This window comes from Bradyrhizobium lupini (genome assembly GCF_040939785.1).
Lineage (GTDB): Bacteria > Pseudomonadota > Alphaproteobacteria > Rhizobiales > Xanthobacteraceae > Bradyrhizobium > Bradyrhizobium canariense_D.
Window position 1 is genome coordinate 4,197,554 of sequence record NZ_CP162553.1, and the last position, 21,461, is coordinate 4,219,014.

At 64.3% G+C, this 21,461-nt stretch carries 20 protein-coding genes and 2 pseudogenes; 10 read left to right on the plus strand and 12 right to left on the minus strand.

Annotated elements, in window-relative coordinates:
* Positions 1–104: 104 nt before the first annotated feature.
* On the minus strand, positions 105–1,145 hold the full coding sequence (gene gtdA / locus AB3L03_RS19775; RefSeq protein ID WP_018452988.1) for a gentisate 1,2-dioxygenase: 1,041 nt from the start codon (positions 1,143–1,145) through the stop codon (positions 105–107).
* Between the two features lie 90 nt (positions 1,146–1,235).
* Here gtdA and maiA point away from each other — a divergent pair, with 90 nt between their 5' ends.
* Together maiA and AB3L03_RS19785 are read left to right on the plus strand one after the other, a co-directional pair.
* Complete coding sequence (maiA, locus tag AB3L03_RS19780) at positions 1,236–1,868, plus strand: maleylacetoacetate isomerase (protein WP_018452989.1); 633 nt, start codon at positions 1,236–1,238, stop codon at positions 1,866–1,868.
* Entirely contained in the window at positions 1,858–2,370 is a 513-nt protein-coding gene (locus tag AB3L03_RS19785) for a MarR family winged helix-turn-helix transcriptional regulator (protein WP_018452990.1), read from the plus strand. The genes maiA and AB3L03_RS19785 overlap by 11 nt, the downstream gene beginning before the upstream one ends.
* A gap of 45 nt (positions 2,371–2,415) precedes the next feature.
* On the opposite strand, the gene AB3L03_RS19790 is transcribed toward AB3L03_RS19785, so the two are convergent.
* The 4 genes and pseudogenes from AB3L03_RS19790 to AB3L03_RS19805 all read right to left on the minus strand — a co-directional run bounded on the left by AB3L03_RS19790 (position 2,416) and on the right by AB3L03_RS19805 (position 7,400).
* The gene (locus tag AB3L03_RS19790) at positions 2,416–4,029 is read right to left on the minus strand and encodes a benzoate-CoA ligase family protein (RefSeq protein WP_018452991.1); all 1,614 of its coding nucleotides are present in this window, start codon (positions 4,027–4,029) and stop codon (positions 2,416–2,418) included.
* A pseudogene (locus AB3L03_RS19795) lies at positions 4,026–5,164 on the minus strand (FAD-dependent monooxygenase). Before AB3L03_RS19795 ends, AB3L03_RS19790 begins: the two are co-directional and overlap by 4 nt.
* Before the next feature lie 267 nt (positions 5,165–5,431).
* The gene (locus AB3L03_RS19800) at positions 5,432–6,247 is read right to left on the minus strand and encodes a cysteine rich repeat-containing protein (RefSeq protein ID WP_368506903.1); all 816 of its coding nucleotides are present in this window, start codon (positions 6,245–6,247) and stop codon (positions 5,432–5,434) included.
* Between the two features lie 151 nt (positions 6,248–6,398).
* Positions 6,399–7,400, minus strand: a complete 1,002-nt coding sequence (locus AB3L03_RS19805; protein ID WP_018452994.1) for an NADP-dependent oxidoreductase — start codon at positions 7,398–7,400, stop codon at positions 6,399–6,401.
* A 207-nt stretch (positions 7,401–7,607) separates the two neighbouring features.
* On the opposite strand from AB3L03_RS19805, the gene AB3L03_RS19810 reads away from it, so the two are divergent.
* Together AB3L03_RS19810 and AB3L03_RS19815 are read left to right on the plus strand one after the other, a co-directional pair.
* Positions 7,608–8,903 carry a dicarboxylate/amino acid:cation symporter gene (locus AB3L03_RS19810; protein WP_027569994.1) on the plus strand — a complete coding sequence of 432 codons (1,296 nt, stop codon included), beginning with the start codon at positions 7,608–7,610 and terminating at the stop codon, positions 8,901–8,903.
* Between the two features lie 12 nt (positions 8,904–8,915).
* The gene (locus AB3L03_RS19815) at positions 8,916–9,836 is read left to right on the plus strand and encodes an amino acid ABC transporter substrate-binding protein (protein WP_247820938.1); all 921 of its coding nucleotides are present in this window, start codon (positions 8,916–8,918) and stop codon (positions 9,834–9,836) included.
* Between the two features lie 72 nt (positions 9,837–9,908).
* On the opposite strand, the gene AB3L03_RS19820 is transcribed toward AB3L03_RS19815, so the two are convergent.
* From AB3L03_RS19820 to AB3L03_RS19835, 4 genes are all read right to left on the minus strand, one after another.
* A complete protein-coding gene (locus AB3L03_RS19820; protein WP_368506904.1) occupies positions 9,909–10,274 on the minus strand; it encodes a nuclear transport factor 2 family protein in 366 nt (121 codons plus the stop codon).
* A gap of 167 nt (positions 10,275–10,441) precedes the next feature.
* Positions 10,442–10,792: a RidA family protein gene (locus AB3L03_RS19825; RefSeq protein WP_007599359.1), complete on the minus strand. Its 351-nt coding sequence runs from the start codon at positions 10,790–10,792 to the stop codon at positions 10,442–10,444.
* Between the two features lie 133 nt (positions 10,793–10,925).
* Positions 10,926–11,846, minus strand: coding sequence for a PHB depolymerase family esterase (locus tag AB3L03_RS19830; protein WP_368506905.1), 921 nt, complete (start codon positions 11,844–11,846; stop codon positions 10,926–10,928).
* Complete coding sequence (locus AB3L03_RS19835) at positions 11,847–13,505, minus strand: FAD-binding dehydrogenase (RefSeq protein WP_026232436.1); 1,659 nt, start codon at positions 13,503–13,505, stop codon at positions 11,847–11,849.
* Between the two features lie 293 nt (positions 13,506–13,798).
* Between AB3L03_RS19835 and AB3L03_RS19840 the strand changes: the two genes are divergently transcribed.
* The 6 genes from AB3L03_RS19840 to AB3L03_RS19865 all read left to right on the plus strand — a co-directional run bounded on the left by AB3L03_RS19840 (position 13,799) and on the right by AB3L03_RS19865 (position 18,840).
* Entirely contained in the window at positions 13,799–14,269 is a 471-nt protein-coding gene (locus AB3L03_RS19840; protein WP_368506906.1) for a hypothetical protein, read from the plus strand.
* A gap of 274 nt (positions 14,270–14,543) precedes the next feature.
* Positions 14,544–14,738 (plus strand): hypothetical protein, encoded by a 195-nt coding sequence (locus tag AB3L03_RS19845; RefSeq protein ID WP_026232437.1) that lies wholly within the window; start codon positions 14,544–14,546, stop codon positions 14,736–14,738.
* A 24-nt stretch (positions 14,739–14,762) separates the two neighbouring features.
* Complete coding sequence (locus tag AB3L03_RS19850) at positions 14,763–15,353, plus strand: SCO family protein (RefSeq protein ID WP_018453003.1); 591 nt, start codon at positions 14,763–14,765, stop codon at positions 15,351–15,353.
* A 91-nt stretch (positions 15,354–15,444) separates the two neighbouring features.
* Positions 15,445–16,380, plus strand: a complete 936-nt coding sequence (locus AB3L03_RS19855) for a transporter substrate-binding domain-containing protein (RefSeq protein WP_368506907.1) — start codon at positions 15,445–15,447, stop codon at positions 16,378–16,380.
* 260 nt (positions 16,381–16,640) lie between these two features.
* Positions 16,641–17,150 carry a TIGR02281 family clan AA aspartic protease gene (locus tag AB3L03_RS19860; RefSeq protein WP_026232438.1) on the plus strand — a complete coding sequence of 170 codons (510 nt, stop codon included), beginning with the start codon at positions 16,641–16,643 and terminating at the stop codon, positions 17,148–17,150.
* Between the two features lie 190 nt (positions 17,151–17,340).
* Positions 17,341–18,840: a phosphomannomutase/phosphoglucomutase gene (locus AB3L03_RS19865; RefSeq protein WP_368506908.1), complete on the plus strand. Its 1,500-nt coding sequence runs from the start codon at positions 17,341–17,343 to the stop codon at positions 18,838–18,840.
* A 144-nt stretch (positions 18,841–18,984) separates the two neighbouring features.
* On the opposite strand, the pseudogene AB3L03_RS19870 reads toward AB3L03_RS19865, so the two are convergent.
* The 3 genes and pseudogenes from AB3L03_RS19870 to nudC all read right to left on the minus strand — a co-directional run bounded on the left by AB3L03_RS19870 (position 18,985) and on the right by nudC (position 21,460).
* Positions 18,985–19,493, minus strand: a pseudogene (locus AB3L03_RS19870) (Lrp/AsnC family transcriptional regulator).
* Between the two features lie 67 nt (positions 19,494–19,560).
* Positions 19,561–20,514, minus strand: a complete 954-nt coding sequence (locus AB3L03_RS19875) for a sugar kinase (RefSeq protein ID WP_204512761.1) — start codon at positions 20,512–20,514, stop codon at positions 19,561–19,563.
* Positions 20,515–20,521: 7 nt separating this feature from the next.
* Positions 20,522–21,460: an NAD(+) diphosphatase gene (nudC, locus tag AB3L03_RS19880; protein ID WP_204512760.1), complete on the minus strand. Its 939-nt coding sequence runs from the start codon at positions 21,458–21,460 to the stop codon at positions 20,522–20,524.
* Position 21,461: the final 1 nt, after the last annotated feature.

Genomic DNA, 21,461 nt, shown 5'->3' on the forward strand with positions numbered 1-21,461 from the left:
TACTCCGTCATTGCGAGCGCAGCGAAGCAATCCAGACTGTCGCCGCGGAAAGATTCTGGATTGCTTCGCTGCGCTCGCAATGACGATGCTACCAGCAGCGTACCTCACGCATTCCCGCGATCCTCCCGGAACAAATCCAGCTTCTGCTGCACGGGGCGATCCGAGAAGCTGAACAGCACCGCATCCATATCAGCCTCGTGCGTGACCCATTGCCAGCTCGGCACCACGAACAAATCGCGCGGGCCCCATTCGAACGTCGCATCCCCGATGCGGGTACGGCCGTGGCCCTCGATCGGACAGAACACCGTCGCGTCCGTCGCGCGATAGCGCGCGGTCTTGAAGCCCTTCGGCAGCAGCTGGATGAACGTGCCGATGGTCGGCATCGCGAAGTCGCCGGTCTCGGGGTTGCTGAATTTCAGCTTCAGCCCGTGACAGGCATCCCACTCCTGGCTCGCGCGAGCCTTCTCCAGTGCCTCGCGCGTGTAGGCATAGGGATAGCTGAAGATCGGGGAAGTCTTCGAGCTCCGCTTCACGTCGACCGGCAGCAGATTGTGGCCGTAGCGTGCAAAGCTGTCGCCGGCCGGCCTTGTAATCTTCTGCTGATCCTCGTTGGAGCCTTCCGCGAAAGAGCAGTCGAAGAACTGCACCAGCGGAATGTCGAGACCGTCGAGCCAGAACATCGGCTGGTCGGTCTCGTTGGAATGATCGTGCCAGGTCATCGACGGCGTGATGATGAAGTCGCCGGGCTCCATCGCGGTGCGCTCGCCGTCCACGGCGGTGTGGGCGCCCTTGCCTTCGAGCACGAAGCGCAGTGCCGATTGGCTGTGCCGGTGCGCGGGCGCGACGTCGCCGGGCACCACCATCTGCACGCCGGCATAGAGCGACGTGGTGATTTTCGACTGTCCGCGCAGGCCGGGGTTTTCCAGAACCAGCACGCGCCGCTCGGCCTCTTTCGCCGTGATCAGCTTGCCGGCTTCGGTCATGTAGTCGCGGATGATGTCGAACTTCCACAGATGCGGCCGGCAGGCGCTCTTCGGCTCCGGCGTGATCAAATCGCTCATGACCGTCCAGAGCGCGGTGAGATTCTCGCCGTCGATCTTCTTGTAGAACGCCTCGCGTTCCGGCGTCTTGGTCACGGCTTCCATGGTGCGGCTCCCGTCGCTTTGTTGATTGACAGTATACTTACGATCTGGGTAGCGTCAACGTGCGAACAAGAACGAAACGGGAGGGTTCCGATGAAGCTGCACGGCTATTTCCGCTCCAGCGCCGCCTACCGGGTACGCATCGCGCTGAACCTCAAAGGCCGCGGTGCCGAGCACCTGCCGCATCATCTTCGCAAGGGCGAGCAATGTGCGCCAGCCTATCTCGCCATCAATCCGCAAGGCCTGGTGCCGGCGCTGGAGAACGATGCGGGCGCAGTGCTGACCCAATCGGTCGCCATCATCGAATGGCTCGACGAGACCCATCCCAACCCGCCCCTGTTGCCGAGGGATGCGTTGCAGCGCGCCAAGGTGAGGGCGTTCGCGCTGGCGATCGCCTGCGACACTCACCCCGTGCAGAACTTGAAGGTGCTGGCGCGGCTGCGCGAGCTCGGCCTTGCCGAGGAGAAGGTTCAGGACTGGGCGGCCTGGGTCAACCGCGAGGGGCTCGCGGCGTGCGAGACGCTGATCAGAAACGAGCCGGGCCCGTTCTGCTTCGGGGATGTGCCGACGCTCGCCGATCTCTGTCTTGTGCCGCAGCTCGCCAATGCGCGCCGCTTCGGCGTCGACGTCTCCGCCTATCCGCGCCTGCTTGAAGCGGAAGCTGCGGCCAAGGCCCTGCCGGCGTTCGTCAACGCCGCGCCGGAGAAGCAGCCCGATGCCGAGTAAGCCTGCCCCTCCAATCACGATAGACGCGGTCTATGCGGCGCCGGGCTATCTGTTCCGGCGCATGCAGCAGATCGCGGTCTCGATCTTCATGGAGGAGTGCAAGGCGTTCGACCTCACGCCGGTGCAATACGCGGCGCTGATCGCGATCCACACCCACCCCGGCATCGACGCGACGCGGCTGTCCGCGGTGATCGCCTTCGATCGCTCCACGCTCGGCAGCGTGATCGAGCGGCTTCAGGCCAAGGATTTCGTCGAGCGCAGGCCGGCGCCGGAAGACAAGCGGATCAAGCTGCTCTATTTGACCAAATCAGGCGCGGCGATCCTGCGCGACATCATTCCCGCCGTCGAACGCGCCCAGGCGCGGATGCTCGAGCCGCTCAAGCCAGCGGACCGTAAGGCGCTTATGGGGCTCCTGGCGCAGCTCGTCGATCTCAACAACGAGGCGTCGCGGGTGCCGCTCCGGGCGGAGGACGCGATGGAGCATCTGGGGAAGGCACCTTAATCCTGGTTGTCATCGCCCGCCTTCGCGGGCGATGGCAGCGGTGGCTCACATCCTCAGCAACGCCTGCCGGTCGATCTTCCCCGTGCCGGTCTTCGGCAGCTCGTCGATGAAGATCACCTCGCGCGGATATTTGTAAGGAAGCAGTTTGCCCTTCACGTAATCCTGCAGCCGCCGGGTCGTTTCGCTTTGATCCGCCGCGCGGGTGTTCATCACCACCACTGCCTTAAGCGTCATGCGCCGGTCCGGCAGCTCGGCGGCGAACACCGCGCATTCGCGGATGTCCGGGTGGTCGGCGAGGCAAAGCTCAACCTCGAGCGGGTAGACCCATTGGCCGGAGATCTTGATGAGATCGTCGGCGCGGCCGCGGAAGAAGTGAAAGCCATCGCCATCGCGGACGAAGCGGTCGCCGGTGTAGATCCAGCCGCCTTCGCGGATGGTCTCGGCGGATTTGTCCGGCCGGTTCCAGTACAGCGGCGTGTTGGAATCGCCGCGCACCCACAAGATGCCTTCCTCGTCGTCGGCGACATCGCGGCCGTCCTTGTCGCGCAGCGCGACCTCGTAGCCGGGCACGCGCAGGCCGGCGGCGCCGAGCTTCTTCCGCTCGGGGCGGTTGGAGAGATAGATGTGCAGCACCTCGGTCGAGCCGAGGCCTTCCACGATCTCGAGACCGGTGAGCGTCTTCCAGCCGTTGAAGACGTCGGCCGAGAGCACCTCGGCGGCCGAGAGCGCCATGCGCAGTGAGGAGAAGTCGGTCTTGTTCGCACCCTCGGCCTTGGTCAGCGATGTATAAAGCGTCGGCAGGCCGAAGAAGACCGTCGGCCTGTACTGCTCGATCGCCGAAAAGATTGCCACGGGCTTCGGCTGGCCGGGCAACAGCAGTGTCGTCGCGCCCGCCGAGAACGGGAAGGTGATCGCGTTGCCGAAGCCATAGGCGAAGAAGATTTTTGGCACCGAGAAGCAGATGTCATCCGGCGTCAGCTTCAAGACGTTCTGCGCAAAGGCGACTTCGCTATAGGCCATGTCGTGCTGGAGATGCACGATGCCCTTGGGGCGGCCGGTCGATCCGGACGAATACATCCAGAACGCCATCTCGTTGCGATGCGTGTCGGCTTCCGCGAGCTCAGTCGGAAACTGGGGGAGCCAGCCGGCGGCGGAAACGGCGTTCGGCGCGGCGTGATCGCTCGCCGGGCCATTGACGACGACCAGGGTATGCAGGGCCGTGTCCTTGCAGGCCTCGGCGTTGAAACGTGCACAGAACTCGGCGTCCGCCACCGCAACAGTCGCGCCGGAATCGGCGAGATAGAATTGCAGCAGATCCGGCGGTGTCAGCGTGTTGATCAGCAATGGCACGAAGCCGGCGCGCACCGCGCCGAAGAACGCGGCCGGGTAGGCCGGAGTGTCATCGAGGAACAACAGCACGCGATCGCCGCGCTTGAGGCCAAGCGAGGCAAAGCCGTTGCCCCAGCGCCCGGCTTCCGCGCAGAGCTCCGCGTAGGTGCGCGTGCTCGCGGGGCCGATGAGCGCGAGCTTGTCACCGTGGCCTTTGCCGACATTGTCGAACAGCACGCGGCTGGCATTGTAGACCTGCGGAACGGAAAAGCCGATCTCGCGCGCGCCCGCGCAGTCGGCGGGCACCTGGTCGTGAATCTGCCGGCTCATGCCTCGTCCCCACCGTTCTTGGCGGCTTCGTAGCGCGCCATGAAGCCCGGCGACATCGCGCGCAGGCGGGGTCGTCGATGCGGCCGGAGCGGGTGATGTAGCTATAGGCAAAGTCCATCAGGCCCTGCTGCATGTGCTGAGCAAAGTGCTCGTACCAGAAAGCGCTGGTCCGCGCGGCATTGACGAGCTTCTGCACCACCGGCTTTCGCGCGGCCTGGTAGCGATGCAGGGCGGTCGAGAGATGGGCGTCCGATTCCAGCGCCTTGACCAGTGCAATGGCGTCCTCGATCGCGAGCCGCGTGCCGGAGCCGATCGAAAAATGCGCCGAGTGCAGGGCGTCACCGAGCAGCACCATGTTCTTGAACGACCAGTGCTCGTTCCAGACCCAGGGGAAGTTGCGCCAGACCGATTTGTTGGAAACCAGCGAGCGGCCGCCGAGCGTGTCGGCGAACACCTCCTCGCAGACACCTTTGGACTGCTCCACGTCCTTGTAGGCGAAACCGTAGGCCTGCCACGTCGCATGGTCGCATTCGACCAGGAAGGTGCTCATGGTCGGCGAGTAGCGGTAGTGATGGGCGTTGAAGGCACCGCGGTCGGTCTTGACGAAGGTCTGCGACAGCGTCTCGAAGCGCTTCGAGGTGCCGTACCAGACGAACTTGTTCGAGGAGTAGGACAGCGAGGTGCCGAAATCGCCCTCGAAGGCGCGGCGTACCAGCGAGTTCAGCCCGTCGGCAGCGACGATCAGATCGTGCCCGTTGAGCTGATCGATCGCATGAATCGGCGTGTCGAAGCGCGGGGTGACGCCGGCATTGATCGCGCGCTGCTGCAGGAATCGCAAGAGCTCGAGCCGGCCGATCGAGGAGAAGCCGACGCCGTCGATGGCCACGCTGTCGCCGCTCAGGTTCAGCGTGATGTTCTCCCAGCTCTCCATGTGCGGCGAGATCGCGTCGACCGTCTCGGGGTCGTCGGCGCGCAGGAATTCCAGGGCCTGATCAGAAAACACCACGCCAAAGCCCCAGGTCGCGTCGGCCGGGTTCTGTTCGAACAGGTCGACTTGATCCTCGGGGTGACGCTTCTTCCAGAGATAGGCGAAGTAGAGCCCACCGGGCCCCCCGCCAATCACGGCGATCCGCAACGTCTGCCTCCCTAATTGACAGTATACTTACTATCTAGGGGTAGACTAATGTGCTCCGGCCACCCGCGCCAGCGGAATTATCGGCAAGCCGCGCGGCACACCACAGCTCACGTCCGGACGCGCGTTTGGCGCGTGTCCGAAGCAGTGACCTTGCGAAGCATAGCCAAACCGTGGCGGCTTGGCCATCCGCCCCGTCAGACGCAGCGCTTCACCCGTACGCCGCCCACGAGCACGGTGGTGCAGCGGACCGCCGGATGGCACGCTTCTCTAGCGTGCCGCGAACGGCGCCAGCACGTCCTTGCAGGCAGGTGACAGCGACGCGGCGTTGCTGGCGATGCACTGCACGATGCGGCCGCCGCCAGGCGCTACGCCGGCGCACAGCGTGCGGATGTCGGCACCGCAGGCGGAGCGGACGATGAACAGCTCTTCGCGCGGCCGCAGCGGGCGCAACGCGATCACGGCGGGCGCGGCTGCCGGTGCTGCCGCCGCCGCGGGAGCCGCGCCCGGAGGTGCCGCCGTTGCTGCCGTGCCACCGCCGCCGGCCGCGGCGCTCACGGCCTTCTCGCAGGCCGGCGAAACCTTTGCCTTGTTCTTCTCGAGGCATTCGAGCGCAGGCGCGCCGCCTGGCGGCACGCTGGCGCACACCTTGGGATAATCGGCGCGGCACGCGCTCTTGACGGCAGCGACCTGCGCGCTGCTCGGCTGTTTGGCTGCCGCGTCCTTCGGCGCTGCTCCAGATGCCGGCTTTGCGGCGGGGGCGGTTTCAGCCTTCGGCGCGGCAGGCGCGGCCTCCGCCTTGGGTGGAGCCTCGGTCTTCGGCGCCGCAGCAGGCTCGACGGCGCGGACCGCGGTTTGGCATCCCGAGGACAGGCTGGACATGTTCTTCTGCAGGCATTGATAGGCTTCCACGCCGCCGGGCGTGACGCTCGCGCAGTGCGCCATGAAATCCGAGCGGCATGCGGAGCGGATCGCGCTCTTTTGCGCCTCGGTCGGCGCTTGTGCGAATGCGCCTGCTGCAGTTGCGAAGAGAGCCGCCGCCAGCAACGCCCCGCGTGCCGACGCATGTTTCAACGTGTTGAACATCCGAGTATTCCTGCCCTGTCGGCAACGCCGACAATTTTTTCAAATGTGATGCAAACAATCGTCGCGGGTGATGCCGCGCGCGACATCATTGGCCGCCGCGACCTCTACCGCAAGTAGATATTGGCTTTGCAATTGCGACGTAACTACGTCGTCAGAGCTTGATCATCCGCTTGCCGCGGTTCTCGCCCGCCAGCAATCCGACCAGCGCCTTCGGCGTGTTCTCGAGGCCGTCGATGATGTCCTCCTGCACCTTCAGCTTGCCGGATGTGACCCAGGCCTGGAGGTCGGCGAGCGCTCGCTGACTCTCTTTCATGTAGTCCATCACGATGAAGCCTTGCATGACGAGCCGCTTCACCACGATCAGGCCGGGCACGCCGCGCGGGCCGTGTGCCGAGGGCGCGCCGTCATATTGCGAGATCGCACCGCAGCAGGCGATGCGGCCGTAATTGTTCATCTGCGGCAGGCAGGCTTCGAGAATGTCGCCGCCGACATTGTCGAAATAGACATCGATGCCCTTCGGAGCCGCCGCGCGCAACGCCTTGAACACCGCGCCGTCCTTGTAGTCGACGGCGGCATCGAAGCCGAGTTCGGAGGTCAGCCAGCTGCACTTGTCGGCGCCGCCGGCGATGCCGATGACCCGGCATCCCTTGATCTTCGCGATTTGCCCGACGATCGAGCCGACCGAGCCCGCGGCCGCGGAGACCACGACCGTCTCGCCCTCTCTGGGCTTGCCGATCTCCAGCAGGCCGAAATAGGCGGTGAGGCCGGCAATGCCGAACACGCTGAGCAGATGCGTCATCGGCTCGAGCTTCGGCATCTTGGTGAGATGCTTGGCGGGCACTGTCGCCAACTCCTGCCAGCCGGTGTCGCCGAACACGATGTCGCCCGGCGCAAGCTCCGGCGCCTTCGAGCTGATGACCTCGGCGATGGCGCCGCCGGCCATCACGCTGTTGGCCTCCACCGCTGAACGATAGGTCGCGCCGTGCATCCAGGCGCGGTTGGCGGCGTCGAGCGAGATGTAACGCACGCGCAGCAAGGCCTCGCCGTCCTTCGGCTCGGGCACCGCACCTTCGACCAGCTTGAAGTGCTCGGGACCGAGCTTGCCGCTGGGCTTTTCCACCAAAAGAATCTGACGATTGATGCTGCCGCTCATGATGTTTCCCCTCGGTCGTTTGACGATTATTGATGCAGCGGCCGCAAGAAAAACGTGCAAGCCGCTTTCGTTGTGCGCTGCATGAAGGCTAGATCGCGGGCGCCAGTTTCGCAACGGGAACATCCGCCCGACGATCGCACGCCAAGCGTGTTGCGCAGTCGTCATATCTGCGACATCATGAAGCGGTTGGTGTAGCGGGGGTGTTCAATGTCGAACAGGTTTACGCAATTCATTCTGGTGGCGATGGTGCTCGGCATCATCATGGGCGCGGCGATCTACAATTTCCTGCCCGACACGCGGGGCGACTGGGCCTCGTCCATCAACCTGATCGCCGTGATTTTCCTGCGCCTGATCAAGATGATCATCGCGCCGCTGGTATTTGCGACCCTGGTCGGCGGCATTGCTCATATGGGCTCGGGCTCCAAGCTCGGCCGCATCTTCGCCAAGACCATGGGCTGGTTCGTCAGCGCCTCTTTCGTCTCGCTGATGCTCGGCCTCGTGATGGTCAATCTGCTCCAGCCCGGCGCGAATTTCCCGGGTACGCTGCCTGACAAGGCGCAGTCGACCGGCCTGCCGGTTTCCGCCTTCTCGATCGAAAAATTCCTGACCCATCTGATCCCGACCTCGATCGCGGATGCGATGGCGCAGAACGAGATCCTGCAGATCGTGATCTTCGCCGTGTTCTTCTCGGTGGCGATGGGCTCGATGCCCGAGCGCTCCAAGCCGATCCTGGCGCTGATCGACGACATCGGCCACATCATGCTCAAGGTGACGGGCTATGTGATGCTGTTCGCGCCGTTCGCGGTCTGGGCCGCCATCACCGCGACGGTTGCCAAGAACGGCCTGCTAGTGCTCTGGAAGCTCATCGTCTTCATGGGTGGCTTCTATCTCTCGCTCGCGCTCCTGTGGGGCATCCTGGTGGTCGTGGGCTTCATCGTGATCGGGCCGCGCTACGCCCATCTGCTGAAGCTGATCCGCGAACCGCTGATGATCGCGTTCTCCACCGCGAGCTCGGAAGCGGCGTATCCGAAAACTCTGGAGGGGTTGAACAAGTTCGGCGCCTCGTCGCGGATATCGAGCTTCGTGCTGCCGCTCGGCTATTCCTTCAATCTCGACGGCACGATGATGTACTGCACCTTCGCGAGCGTCTTCATCGCGCAGAGCTATCACATCGACATGCCGCTCGGCACCCAGCTCGCGATGCTGGCAACGCTGATGATCACCTCGAAGGGCGTGGCCGGCGTGCCGCGCGCCTCCCTCGTGGTGATCGCCTCGACGCTCTCGCAGTTCGGCATCCCCGAGGCGGGGCTGTTGATGATCATGGGCATCGACACCTTCCTCGACATGGGCCGCAGCGCCACCAACGTGATCGGCAACACGCTCGCGACCTCGGTCGTGGCCAAGTGGGAAGGCGAGCTCGGGCCCGAGCACGAGCTTGAACCTGGCGATGCCGTGCCGGGGGACATGATCCCCGGCGAAGTGCCTGCGATGGCCGGCCATTGATCGGAGTGCATCATGCGCCTTTCAATGGCGATATCGGGCGGCCTGTTGCTGGCAGCGTGCCTGCTGGCCACGGGTGCCTCCGCCCAGACCGGTGGCAGCGAAGGGCTTAGCCCGACGCTGTCGGCGATCAAGACCGCGCACACCGTGCGCCTCGGCTATCGCGAGAGCTCGCCGCCGTTCTCCTTCCTCGACCAGGCCAACCGGCCGATCGGCTACAGCCTCGAGCTTTGCGAGGCTATTGTCGAGGAGATCGGCGTCGAGGTCGACGATCCCAATCTGAAGATCGCCTACGTCAAGGTCACCTCCGATGACCGCATCGACGCCGTGCTCCAGAACAAGATCGACCTGGAATGCGGCTCGACCACGGCCAATGCCGAGCGCGGCAAGCGCGTCGCCTTCTCGCCGCTGATGTTCGTCGCCGGCACCAAGCTGATGGTGCCGAAGGCGTCCAGCGTCCAGTCACTGACTGATCTGAAGGGCAAGACCGTCGTGGTGACGAAGGGCACCACCAACGAGCAGGCGATCCAGGCGGCCGACAAGAAGTCATCGTTGGGACTGAACATCGTTGTCGGTGCCGATCACGAACAGTCATACCAGATGCTCGTCGACGGCAAGGCCGATGCGTTCGCGACCGACGACATCCTGCTGTCCAGCCTGATCGTGCGTCACAAGGCACAGGACAAGTTCCGCGTCACCGGCGATTACCTGTCCTACGACCCCTACGGCATCATGTTCCGCAAGGGCGAACCGCAACTGGCGGCGGTGGTCGATCGCACTTTCCGCAAGCTCGGCTCCAACCACGACCTCGTTCCGCTCTACAACAAATGGTTCACCGCACGGCTTCCGACCGGCGAACGGCTGAACGTGCCGATCTCGCTGCAGCTGGAGGAAGCCTTCAAGGCGATGGACGATTCCGCGAGCGCGAATAACTAGCGCCTGTGCGACGAACGAAAGTGTGCCCTCTCCCTTACCGGGGGAGAGGGCGCAGCAACGAGCAGCGCGCGCTCACGTGCCGGCGGGCACCTGGTCCAGAAATCCCGTGATGCTCCTGATACGGCCGTCCTTCAGCACGGCGAAATCCGTCCCCTTGATCGGGCTGTCGATGCCGTCAGGACCAAGGCCCCAACTGAAGCGGACATGGTCGCTGTAGCCGTTGGGCTCGCCGATCAGCTTGAATTTGAAATCAGGGAAGCGCTGCTGCACGCCTGCGATCAGCGCATCGACGCCGTCATGGCCGTCGCCCTTCATCAGGGGATCGACATAGCTCGCATCCGCCGTCCAGTTCTGGCTCAGCAGTTCGCGCCGGCGGTCAGCTGCACGTTCGTTCCAGAGATCGATGTAGCGGCGAGCGATGGTGATGGGATCGGTCATTGTCGTCTCCTTCGATGGCGCCGTGTCGTTCGGCTGACATGATTATCGAAGGTTTGCGCGCGCTGATCGATTACCTCGGAGGTCATGCGCATGATGCGGGAAAGTGTGAAGCGGTTTCCCGATCGGATCATGCGCCGACAAGCGCGCGCAAATGTTTGTCGGCGAACTTACTTGGCCGCCGTGACCATGATTTCGACGGTGTATTGTGCCGCCGCGAGCTTGGCTTCGACGGTGGCGCGTGCCGGCGTGTTGCCGGGCGAGACCCAGGCGTCCCACACCGCGTTCATCTCGCCAAACGTCTTCATGTCGGTGATGTAGATCGTGGCCGAAAGAAGTTTGGACTTGTCGGTGCCGGCCTTGGCGAGATGGCTGTCGATAGTCGCCAGAATGTCCTGGGTCTGCTTCGTCACGCTTTCGCCGGCGGCGTTGTTGGCGACGACACCGGCGAGATAGACTGTGTTACCGTGCACGACGACCTGGCTCATGCGCGGGCCGGTTTCAAGACGCTGAATGCTCATTGGGGGTCTCCTTTGAATGGCGGCCCTGTCTAGCGCAGCGGCTTGCCCTGTGCCACCCCAGGCACGCATGCGTTGCCGGGCACGCATGCGTTGCCAGGCACGCATGCGTCGTCGGCGATGCCTGAGTTGCACTTCAGGGAAACTGGCCGAAGAACGTCCAGATCGTTTCGGCTGCGTCGACGTCGCCGTTCTGCGACCCGAGCAAGCTGGCGGCGACCTTCGGGAAGCGGGCATCCGGAAAAAATCCGGGCATGCGATGACCGCCTTGATTGATGCGATAAAGCACGACGTCGTGCCCTTCAGGACAGCGCGAGGATATCCGCGTCACCGTGGACTGGTCTGCTGGCGCCCTGTCGGGCAAATCGGTCATGTCGGCATTATCGGTCTCGCAGCCGTTGAGCTTGCGCCAGAACGCAAGCGTCTCGTCGGTGGACCAAAAACTGTCTGCGGCATAATAGCTCGATCCGCGGCCGCCTTCGTAGGGGACCAGCGGATCGGCGGTGCCGTTCATCAGCAGCATCGGCAACGGCCGCGACGGATGGCACGTGACAGCGGTCTCATCAGTGAGGTTCATGCTCACGCTCGCGCCGGCAGCAAACAGATCGGCGCGGGCGCAGACCAGCGTCATTGCCATGGCGCCGCCATTGGAGATGCCGGTGACATAGACGCGGCGAGGATCGGCGGTGCCGTTCGCCACCAGCTTCTCGACGAGCTTTGCGATGAAGGCGACGTCGTCGGTGCCTGCGGGCGGGCCACGGAGCGCCGGTCCCGCCTTGGTCCTCGCATCGGCCCATGCGTGGTTGAGGCCATCAGGAAAGACCACCGCAAACCCTTCGCGCTTTGCGACCTGCGGCCACGCCGTCCGCGTCATCATGTCGGCTCCGCGCTGCGTCTTGCCGTGCAGCACGACGACGAGCGGCACGAGCCGCTTCGACGGCAGTTGCACAGTGTAGGACCGCTTCACACCGTCAATATCGATCGTATCCGCGGACGCAGCCGAGGCAGCGGCTAATGCCGCAACAAACGCCCCGATGCGCAGCCGCGGCCGCATCATCTAGCCCACGGCCTTCGCCGCGGCCCGGCCCGCATTGCGGCCCGAGAACAGGCAGCCGCCGAGGAACGTGCCTTCCAGCGAACGATAGCCGTGCACGCCGCCGCCGCCGAAGCCGGCGGCTTCGCCGGCTGCATAGAGGCCGGGGATGACGCTGCCCTCCTCGCCGAACACGCGCGAAGAGAGGTCGGTCTCGAAACCGCCGAGCGTCTTGCGGGTGAGGATGTTGAGCTTGACCGCGATCAGCGGCCCTTGCGCGGGATCGAGGATGCGGTGAGGGGAGGCGGTGCGGATCAGTCTGTCGCCGATATAGCGCCGCGCATTGTGAATGTTCATCACCTGCGCATCCTTGACGTAAGGGTTGGCGATCTCTCGGTCGCGCGCCTCGATCTGCATCCTGATGTGCTCGAGCTTGAGGAGGTCGCTGCCGGCCAGCTTGTTCATGGCCGCAACGAGATCCTCGATCTTGTCGCGCACGATGAAGTCGACACCATGGCTTTTGAACGCTTCCACCGGCGCCGGCGCGCCCTTGTTGGTGGCGCGCTTGATGGTCATACGCCAGCTCTTGCCGGTGAGGTCGGGATTCTGCTCCGAGCCCGACAGCGCAAACTCCTTCTTGATGATGCTCTGGGTCAGGATGAACCAGGAATAATCGTAGCCGGTGGACATGATGTATTGGAGCTGGCCGAGCGTGTCGGAGCCGGGAAACAACGGCGCCGGCAGGCGCGTGCCGGTGGCGTCGAACCACATCGAGGAGGGGCCGGGCAGGATGCGGATGCCGTGGCGCGGCCAGATCGGTGACCAGTTCTGGATGCCTTCGACATAATGCCACATGCGGTCGCGGTTGATCAGCCGCGCGCCTGCTTTCTCGGTGATGCCGATCATGCGGCCGTCGACATGCTCGGGCACGCCGGAGATCATGAATTTCGGCGGCGCGCCGAGTCGCTTCGGCCAGTTCTGCCGCACCAGCTCGTGATTGCCGCCGATGCCGCCGGACGCCACGATCACGGCTTGGGCCTTCAACGCAAACTCGCCGACAACATTGCGCGACGAACTCTTGCCGCGCTCGACATTGTCGGGGGCGAGAATGGCGCCGCCGACGCCATCCACCGTACCGTTGGTGATCGAGAGCGCATCGACGCGATGGCGGAACCGAAAGCTCAGCCGGCCGCTTCTGACCGCCTCGCGCGCCCGGCGCTCGAACGGCTCGACGATGCCGGGCCCGGTGCCCCAGGTGACATGAAAGCGCGGCACCGAATTGCCGTGGCCCATCGCGTCATAACCACCGCGCTCGGCCCATCCGACCACGGGGAAAATGCGATGGCCCATCGCTCGCAGCCATGCACGCTTCTCGCCGGCCGCGAACGCCACATAGGCGTCGGCCCATTGCCGCGGCCAGAAATCCTCGTCGCGGTCGAAGCCGGCGGTGCCGAGCCAGTCCTGCATCGCGAGGTCGAAGGAGTCCTTGATGCCGAGCCGGCGCTGCTCCGGCGAATCGACCAGGAACAATCCGCCGAACGACCAGAACGCCTGGCCGCCGAGCGACTGCTCGCCCTCCTGGTCGACCACGATTACGCGCTTGCCGGCGTCCGCGATCTCGGTTGCGGCCACCAGGCCCGACAGTCCTGCGCCGACAACGATGACGTCAGTCTCTTCAGCCATCTGTTCGGCCATATGTTTCCCCCTCCATGTGTTTCGCCCTCCACAGGTTCCTCCCTGTAGTTGCCCGGATTGAAGCCGGCGGTTGCAACTGAGATCAAGAGGACGGCGCGTAAGACATCGTTAACTTGTTCCACTTCGGGAAAAAGACCGGCTGAGTGCAGCGCCGGCGCAACACTGGATTTGAATTTGTTTTGAGCGAGCCGGCATGCCTAGACAAAACCGCGGTTACGACGGACCCTAGCAGGGCATCACCACCTGACACACAGATTCGAATTCGACTGGGGCGGGGGCCAATGAAGTTTCTGACGGGGTTGCTTGCGGCGGTTCTCCTGATCGCGAGCATGGGCGCTGCTCACGCGGTGGTTCGGATCGCGGATGACCGCGGCGGCCGGATCGGAACCTACGTCGACAAATACCAGGACCTGCGACAGTCGGGCGATACCGTCATCATCGACGGTCTCTGCGCCTCTGCCTGCACCATCGTCCTCGGCGCCATCCCGCCTGACCGCATCTGCGTGACGTCGCACGCCACACTGGGCTTCCACGCCGCGTGGGATTTCGGCAGCAACGGCCGCGCCGTCACCAATACCGAAGCGACCCAGATGCTCTATGCGATGTATCCCTCGCAGGTGAAGCGCTGGATCAATCAGCGCGGCGGCCTCACCCCGCATATGCTCTTCCTGAAGGGCCGGCAGCTCCAGGCTATGTACAAGCCTTGCTACCTCGACGCGCAGGCCTCGGCCAACAAGCCATCGTCGCGGTAGGCCGCGCCGTCGTTGCTTCCGTTCAACCCTGAATTCTCGTCATAGCCGGGCGTCGCTTTCGCTCGCCTATGTCCCGGCCATCCACGTTTTTGGCCCGGGCGAGAAATCACGTGGATGCCCGGGCCTTCGCCTCGCGGAAGCGGCTTCGGCCGCGCAAGCCCGGGCATGACGGAGAACCTCCGTATCACAAGTTCTCCAGCCCCCCGCCGCGCTTGCCCGGCCCCGTCCCAGCGCCTATTTGAAAGGCAGGGAACCCTTCACCCCGATCGTTGTCATGGCTCAACCACTGCACCCTACCCATCCTGTATCGGACAATTCGCCCACTGCCGGCCGGACGCCGGTCGTGCTGCTGTTGGCAGGTGCTGGCGTCGGCGGCCTGGTCGTGCTCGGCGCGCTCGCGCTCTGGTTCCACTACGGCAGCCAGGTGTTCTTCGAAATGATCAGGACCGGTCTTGCCGCCTGCTTCTGACACGCGACAGGAAGTTTTCCGCTCATGAGCCCTACCGCCCGTCCGCTGGTGATCGCGACCGCCTTCGCCGCAAGCCTCGTCCTCGGGCTGCTGATCGTATTCTGGGCCATGGGCGGGGTCGGCAAGGTGGCGCAGCCGGCCGCGATCGGCGGCCCGTTCCAGCTCACCGACCAGAACGGCAAGACCGTCACCGACAAGAACCTCAAGGGCAAGCCGACCCTGATCTTCTTCGGCTACACCCATTGTCCCGACGTCTGCCCGACCTCGCTGTTCGAGATCTCGGAAGTGCTGCGCGCAATGGGCAAGGACGCCGACAAGGTCAATGCCGTCTTCATCTCGGTCGATCCCGAGCGCGATACGCCGGCCGCGATGAAGGATTATCTGTCGAGCTTCGACCCGCACCTCGAAGGGCTGAGCGGCGATCCTGCCGAGACCGCCAAGGTGATCACCTCCTACCGGGTCTACGCCAAGAAAGTCCCGACCAAGGACGGCGACTACACCATGGACCACACCGCGCTGATCTATCTGATGGATCGCGACGGCCGCTTCGTTTCGCCGTTCAACCTGAAGCGCACGCCGGAGGAAGCCGCTGGGGAGTTGAAGCGGTATCTGTAGGCTCCCCTGTTGACCGCAATCCGCGCTCGCGTTCCCGGCCGGATGGGCTATAAGGCCCTCCGATCCCAACGAAAATCGTTCATTTCAGCCGATGGCTCCATCGCAACAGGCGAAATCGTCCAAATCCGCCCGTGGCTTGCTGACCGGGCTGGTCGTCGGCGTCTGCGCGCTCGCTGCTGCGCCGTGCGCGCAGGCGCAGGCCCCGGCCAAGCAGCCCCCAACGGCGCCGCAAGCCTCACCTCAGGTCGCGCCGCAAGCCGCCCCGCAGGCGGTGCCGGGTTTCTGGGACCCGCGGCGGCGGCCGGAGCGGCCGGACCTGTCGCGCCTGACCGTGATCCGTTTCCTGACCGAGACCGACTATCCGCCGTTCAATTACACCGGCGCCGACGGTAATCCGGCCGGCTTCAACGTCGACTTCGCGCGCGCGCTGTGCGAGGAGATCAAGGTCACTTGCACGGTGCAGATGCGGCGCTTCGAGACGCTGGTCGATGCGCTCGCCTCCAACCGGGGCGATGCCATCATCGCCTCGATGGCGGTGAGTCCGCAGCTCCGCGCCCGGGTCGACTTCACCGATCCCTATTACCGCGTGCCTGCGCGCTTTGCTTCGCGCAAGGACGCGGTGATGCCGGAGATCCGGCCCGAATATCTCGAAGGCAAGAAGGTCGGCGTCATCTCCGGCTCCGCGCATGAGGCCTATCTCAAGGCCCTGTTCACCGACGCCGAGCTGCACCCCTATCCCAACGACGACGCTATGCGCGGCGCCTTGCGCAAGGGCGAGGTCGATTTCATCTTCGGCGACGCCATCGCGCTCGCGTTCTGGATCAACGGCACGGATTCCGGCGATTGCTGCGCCTTCTCCGGCGGCCCCTTCGTCGAGAGCCGTTTCTTCGGCGAGGGCATTGGCATCGCCGTGCGCAAGGGCAACGACGTGCTGCGCCAGGCCCTGAACTGGGCGATGTTCCGCGTCTGGGAGAAGGGCCGCTACACCGATCTGTGGCTGCGGTATTTCTCGGTGAGCCCGTTCTAGTCCCAGGCGCCGTTGCCAATTCCTCATCCTGACGAGCTTGCGTAGCAAGCGTCTCGAAGGATGACGGCCCCGCTGGTGGCCGGGCCCTTCGAGACCCGCGCTTCGCGGGCACCTCAGGATGAGCATATGTCGTATCCGCGACACCGGCGCATTAACCGTCCGCTCATCCTTTTCGTCAAAATAGCACCGCTCTGGCCGCAGCGTCGCTCGCGGAGCGGCCTTCCGCGTGGTGAAATCGAGCTTCGGCTTCGAGTGGTGTGATGCGTAACATAATGATCTTCGCGGCGATCATGATCGGCCTCGGCACCTTCATGGCGCAGATGGCGGACAGGATGAGCTCCGCCTCGGCGACGTCGGTGCCGCGTACGGTCGCAGTCGCGTCCACCGCGGCGGCCGGCGGCCGCAGCCTCAACATCCCCCGCGACGGCCGCGGCCACTTCCAAACCGAGGGCCGGATCGAAGGCCAGCGCATCGGCTTCATGGTCGACACCGGCGCCTCCGTGGTCGCGCTGAACGAGACCTCGGCCGCCCGCTTCGGCCTGCGTCCCTCGCGCAGCGATTACAACGCCACCGTCTCCACCGCCAACGGCACCATCAAGGCCGCGCGCACTCGCATCGCCATGCTCGATGTCGGCGGCCTAATCGTGCGCGACGTCGATGCCATGGTGCTGCCCGACGAAGCACTGTCCGAGAACCTGCTCGGTCTCTCCTTCCTCTCCCGCCTCAGGCGCTTCGAATACGCCAACGGTCAGATGGTGCTGGAGCAGTAAAGGTCCTCCCAAAGGCGACGGCGACACATATTTCAAGAAAATCTCTATTTCGATCGCTCTCGCGGACAGATTTCCCCGTTACCAAACTGCCGCAATTATCATCCATAAGCTGCCATTCCCGCCTTCCGCTGCAGCCCGGCATTCGCTAAGGCTGCATCAAATCCTGGCTCTTTTTCACGAGACCGTCTCAATGTTCCCCAAGCCGAAATCCGTGTTGCTGCCCAACACCTATGCCTTCGAATCCGAGCCGATGGTGAAGGCCACGGGCTTTCGCGAATACGACGCGCGCTGGCTGTTCCAGAAGGAAATCAACCTGATGGGTATCCAGGCGCTCGGCATGGGGCTGGGCGCGCTGATCGCGGAGCTCGGCGTCAGCCAGGAGATCGTCACCGGTCATGATTTCCGCGGCTATTCGGCCTCGATCAAATATGCGCTGATCTCCGGCCTGATGGCAGCAGGCTGCAAGGTGCACGACATTGGGCTCGCGGTGACGCCGATGGCCTATTTCGCGCAGTTCGACCTCGACGTGCCCTGCTGCGCCATGGTCACGGCCTCACACAACGACAATGGCTGGACCGGCGTGAAGATGGGCGCCAACCGCCCGCTGACCTTCGGTCCCGACGAGATGACGCGGCTGAAGGAGATCGTGCTGGGCGCCGAGTTCAAGAACAAGGCCGGCGGCTCCTATCAATTCCACGAGAATTATCCGGCGCGCTACATCGCCGATCTCACCGGCCGCCCGAAGCTCAAGCGCAAGCTCAAGGTCGTCGCGGCCTGCGGCAACGGTACCGCCGGCGCATTCGCGCCGCAGGTGCTGGAGGCGATCGGCTGCGAGGTGATCCCGCTCGACACCGAGCTCGACCACACCTTCCCGAAATACAATCCGAACCCCGAAGACATGGAGATGCTGCACGCGATCCGCGACGCGGTGCTGCGGCACAAGGCCGATGTGGGTCTCGGCTTCGATGGCGACGGCGATCGCTGCGGCGTCGTCGACAACACCGGCGAGGAGATCTTTGCCGACAAGGTCGGCGTGATGCTGGCGCGCGACATGTCCGCGATCCACAAGGACGCGCAGTTCATCGTCGACGTGAAGTCGACCGGCCTGTTCATCACCGATCCGGTGCTGCAGAAGCAGGGTGCAAAAACCACCTACTGGAAGACCGGCCATTCCTACATGAAGCGCCGCACCCATGAGACGGGTGCGCTCGCCGGCTTCGAGAAGTCCGGCCACTTCTTCTTCAACAAGCCTTATGGACGCGGCTATGACGACGGTCTCGTCTCGGCGCTGGCGATCTGCGATATGCTTGACCGCGCCCCCGGCAAGTCGATGGCCGATCTCAAGAACGCGCTGCCGAAGACCTGGTCGTCGCCGACGATGTCGCCGCATTGCGCCGACGAGACCAAATACGGCGTCATCGACAAGGTGGTAAAGCACTTCGAGGCCTTGCAGGCCAATGGCGCCAAGATCGGCGGCCAGTCGATCCGCGATCTCGTCACCGTCAACGGCGTCCGCGTCACGGTCGAGGACGGCAGCTGGGGCCTGGTGCGGGCCTCCTCCAACAAGCCCGAGCTCGTTGTCGTGGTCGAGAGCCCGGTCTCCGAGCAGCGCATGCACGACATGTTCGAGATGGTGAACAGCGTGCTGCGCACCCATCCCGAAGTCGGCGAGTACAATCAGAAGATTTGAGGCGCGAGGCTAGTCTCACCTGCTGTCATGCCCGGCTTGACCGGGGCATCCAGTACGCCGCGGCTTATCCGTACCCCATCATCGTCTCTGGAATACTGGATCGCCCGGTCAAGCCGGGCGACGACAGTTTGCGTGTGGTGAGCCTTAAGCCGCAACCACAGCCGGGATCGGCAGCGCGGTGACCGACTTGATCTTCTCCATCGCGAAGCGCGAGGTGACGTTCTTCAGCGGCACGGCGCTGATCAGTTTCTTGTAGAACACGTCATAGGCCTGCATGTCCGCGACGACGACGCGCAGCATGTAATCGACGTCGCCGGCCATGCGATAGAACTCCATCACCTCAGGCATGGCGCTGACGGCGTCGGCGAACCTCTTGAGCCAGGCGTCGGAATGGTCGGAGCTCTCGACCGACACGAACACGGAGATGCCGAGCCCGATCTTGTTCTGGTCGACCAGTGCCACCCGCTTGGTAATCACGCCGTCGGCCTCAAGCGCTGGATGCGCTTCCAGCAGGGGGTCGAGGACAGGCCGACGCGGTCGCCAATCTCGGCGACGGAGAGGGAGGCATCGTCCTGCAGCACCATCAGAATCTTGCGGTCGATGGCGTCGAGGCGGCGGCTGGTCTCGGGGAGTGGGACGGCGAGATCGGTCATTTGAAGAACTTTGTTCCATTTCAAGGGACGTTTTCCCTGATATAGAGAAAATCTTTCTATAGCAAGTCTATAATCTTGGCGCCCGCTCCAACGTCGCCGCCGGCGACATGCTCAAAAGCTCTTCAACTTCAACGCGTTGCGGGGCGGCCAGGCCGCCACCATGACGGGTGCATTTCAGCGCCGCGGCGGCCGCGGCGAATCGCAGCGCCTGCCGCACGCCGCCACCTTCGGCGAAGCGAAGCGTGAAGGCGCCATGGAAGACGTCGCCGGCGCCGAGCGTATCGACGGCCTGAACCGGGAAGGCCGGCGTCTGCTCCAATGCGCCGGTCTCGTTCAGCCAGATCGTGCCATACGGACCGCGGGTGGCGGCGAGGAAGGCGGGCGTGAGCGTGGCCAGGCGCTTCAATGCCGCGCCGTCATCGGGGATGCCGGCTGTCTCCTGCACCTGGTCACTGGCGAACAGCAGATGCGACGCGGTCGTGAGCAGGCTGTCCTGCAACGCCATCGCGCGATCGACGCCGACGATGACGGCAATGCCGCGCCGGCGTGCCTCAGTGCAGAGCGAAGTTGCGAACGCGGCGCAGCGGCTTTCGACGAGAACCGCCCGGCAATCGGCGAGCAGCTTGTCGGCGTCGGGCAGCTCGACTGTCCACAGGGCCGGATCGCGATAGATCGTGAGCGTTCGCTCGCCCATCGCGTCAATGATGATGGCAGAGACGGGCGTGCTCGCATCAGGTATGCGCACGATATGGCTTGTGTCGATATTTTCGGATGTCATGCGGTCGAGAATGAAGCCGCTCGACGTCTCCTGCGCATCGCCCATCGGACCTGCGAACGCGACGCGGCCACCAAGCCGAGCGATAGCGATCGCGGCATTGAGTGCGTTGCCGCCGCAAATCTCCGCGAGATGGCTGGCATTCGCCTTGCTGCCGCGCGCGGGCACGGTTTCGACACGAAAGGTCAGGTCGCGCACGGGAATGCCGATGCAGAGGATGCGCGGCGCGATCCCTGGTGCAGCCATCTCCGTCTCAGCTCTTGTCGTGCACCCAGCGGCCGAGCAGGTGATGCGCAATCGCAAACGGATGCGGGCCGGCGAGCCCGTCAGGATGCGTCCGCGTCAGCATCAAGGCCGCCTCCTCGCGCGTGAACCAGCGCGCATCCTCCAACTCGGAGTGATCGACGACGATGTCCTCGCTCACCGCCCGCGCGCTGCACCCGATCATCAGCGACGACGGATAGGGCCAGGGCTGGGTCATGTAATATTGCACCTCGGTGCAGCGAATCCCGGATTCTTCGAAAATCTCGCGGCGTACCGCGTCCTCGATGGTTTCGGCGGCCTCGACGAAGCCGGCGAGGCAGGAATACATGCCCGGCGGAAACTGCTTCTGGCGGCCGAGCAGGCATTTGTCGCCGGCGGCGACGTGCATGATCACGACAGGGTCGGTGCGCGGGAAATGCTCGGCCTTGCAACTCGGGCACTCCCGCTTCCAGCCGCCTTCCTTCATCGCGGTACGCGTGCCGCAATTGGCGCAATAGCCGTGGCGCTGATGCCAGCTCACCATCGACTTCGCCATCGCGATCGCCGACAGCTCCTCCGGCGGCACCGCGCCCTGCATCGCCATGCCGCGCAGCTCGCTGAGGGCGTAGTCTTCGCGCCCGATCAGCTTCTCGGACGCGGCCTGCGACAGGCCCATTCCGAACATCGCGGCGCCGTCGCGCAAGCCTAAGAAGATCGTGCCGGGATTGGCGCCGCATTTCAGCGCCTCGTCGATTCCGAGCAGCGCGCGCACTGTGTCGCCCTCGCGCTTCACCAGCAGTGAGTCGCGATAGACCACATAGGCGCGCGACGACGGCTTCTGCTCCATCGCGAACAGCTTTTCGTCGTCGCGGCGCAGATGCGCGGCGCGGTCGAGAATGTTGGTGACGAAGGCGGGTTGTCCCAGTGGAAACGAGTCGAATGCTGACATT